The following is a 580-nucleotide window of genomic DNA, read 5'->3' as shown; positions in this document are numbered from 1 at the left end:
TTCCTCGGGGTACTGAGATGTTTCAGTTCCCCCGGTTCGCCTCCCATCCCTATGGATTCAGGATGGGATACTCACCGGATGGTGAGTGGGTTTCCCCATTCGGAAATGCCCGGGTCACAGGTCGTTTGCCACCTCGCCGAGCCTTATCGCAGGCTTCCACGTCCTTCATCGCCTCTGGCTGCCAAGGCATCCACCGTATGCGCTTCATCGCTTGACCATATAACCCCAAGGGGTCTGGTCGGCGATGCACACGACATTGCCGGATACGCTTGAGACGTATCTCGTTGTCCCTTTCTCTCGAAAGGAACTTGTCAGCATGATTCACATTGTTAAAGAGCGTTTAAAGCTGGAAGCTTTAAGCTGGAAGCTGTAAGAGCTGCCCACCGAACGGCTGGGGCTCGTTGCAGCGCCTAGCTTAAGGCTCACGCTTTGGTTCCGACTGTTTTGGCCTTGCCATTCCTTCAAGCGTCAGGCTTGAGTGGTGGAGCCTACCGGGATCGAACCGGTGACCTCCTGCGTGCAAGGCAGGCGCTCTCCCAGCTGAGCTAAGGCCCCTCTGACTTACCCCATACGTGGTAGG

General features: G+C 56.4%; 1 tRNA gene and 1 rRNA gene. Both read right to left on the bottom strand.

Going from position 1 to position 580, the window contains the following annotated elements:
- Nucleotides 1-217 (bottom strand): 23S ribosomal RNA (locus QWY80_RS08795); the annotation flags it as partial.
- 262 nt (nt 218-479) lie between these two features.
- Nucleotides 480-555, bottom strand: a tRNA-Ala gene (locus QWY80_RS08790).
- Nucleotides 556-580 lie beyond the last annotated feature (25 nt).

Origin of the sequence: Halomonas ramblicola, assembly GCF_030409215.1 — a bacterium.
In the GTDB taxonomy this organism is placed as follows: domain Bacteria; phylum Pseudomonadota; class Gammaproteobacteria; order Pseudomonadales; family Halomonadaceae; genus Halomonas; species Halomonas ramblicola.
This window is presented reverse-complemented; position numbering and strand designations above follow the sequence as displayed.